Raw genomic sequence first — 1,343 nt, forward strand, 5'->3', positions numbered from 1 at the left:
GCGCGCGGCCGTTGGTGACGCTGGCGGTCATCGCCGATCTTCGGAGAAGGTTTGGGTTGCGAGACCTGAAACCGACAACGGAGACGACGATGACCGATGACAGAATGGCGCTGATCGAATTGGTTGAGAAGCAGGCCGATGGCGACCTCGTGCGCGAGATGCTGGCCTTCGCAGCTGACCGGATCATGGAAGCCGAAATCGAGTTGAGAACCGGCGCGACGAAGGGCGTGCGCACCCCGATGCGGGAGGTTCAGCGCAATGGCTACCGCGACCGCGACTGGGATACCCGGGCGGGCCGGATCGCGCTGGAGATCCCCAAGCTTCGGAAGGGCAGCTACTTTCCCAGCTTCCTCGAGCCGCGCCGCACGGCCGAGAAGGCCTTGGTGGCGGTGATCCAGGAAGCCTACGTCCACGGCGTCTCGACGCGCTCGGTCGATGATCTGGTCAAGGCCATGGGCGCAGGCGGCATGTCCAAGAGCCAGGTCAGCCGCCTCTGCGCCGAGATCGACGAGCGGGTGAACGCCTTCCTGACCCGACCGCTCGAGGGCGCGTGGCCCTATCTCTGGCTGGATGCGACATACCTCAAGGTCCGGGAAGGCGGGCGCATCATCAGCAAGGCCGTGATAATTGCGGTGGCGGTCAACGAGGACGGCAAGCGCGAGGTCCTGGGCGTCGCCACCGGTCCATCCGAAGCCGAGACCTTCTGGACCGAGTTCCTGCGGTCCTTGGCCGACCGGGGCCTGCGGGGCGTGAAGCTGGTGATCGCCGATGACCACAAGGGCCTGCGAGCCGCCGCGCGCCGCGTGTTCAACGCCACCCACCAGAGATGCCGCATTCACTGGATGCGCAACGCGCTGGCCCATGCCCCGGCCAAGCAGCGCACCGCGGTGGCGGCGATGCTGAAGACGATCTTCGCGCAGGAAACCAAGGCCGACGCCGAAGCCCAGTGGGAGATCGTGGCCGATGCCCTGCGCGAGAAGCAGCCCAAGCTCGGCGCCCTGATGGACAGCTCCCGCGACGACGTGCTGGCCTACATGACCTTCCCCCGCGAGCATTGGACCCAGATCGCCTCGACCAACCCGCTTGAACGGGTGAACCGCGAAGTGAAGCGCCGGTCGGACGTGATCGGCATCTTCCCCAACGACGAGGCCATCATCCGCCTTGTCGGCGCGCTGATGCTGGAGACCAACGACGAATGGGCGGTCGCACGGCGTTACATGAGCCTTGAAACGCTCGCCCGCGTGACCGACAATCCCACCGTCAGGCTGCCAGCCGTGGCTTCCTGATCAAGCCCTGACCTCTCCGAGGGGCGGCGCTCCTACACCACGACGTGGGACACTATC

General features: G+C 66.0%; 1 protein-coding gene. It reads left to right on the forward strand.

Annotated features, from left to right (window positions below):
* Positions 1 to 89 precede the first annotated feature (89 nt).
* Positions 90 to 1,286: an IS256 family transposase gene (locus tag NHN26_RS17340; RefSeq protein ID WP_132694151.1), complete on the forward strand. Its 1,197-nt coding sequence runs from the start codon at positions 90 to 92 to the stop codon at positions 1,284 to 1,286.
* Positions 1,287 to 1,343: the final 57 nt, after the last annotated feature.

This window comes from Rhodovulum tesquicola (assembly GCF_024128855.1).
Taxonomy (GTDB): Bacteria; Pseudomonadota; Alphaproteobacteria; order Rhodobacterales; family Rhodobacteraceae; genus Rhodovulum; species Rhodovulum tesquicola.

Coding starts and splice junctions, on each gene's coding strand:
- NHN26_RS17340 (WP_132694151.1), top strand. CDS start 90: ATGACCGATGACAGAATGGCGCTGATCGAATTGGTTGAGAAGCAGGCC.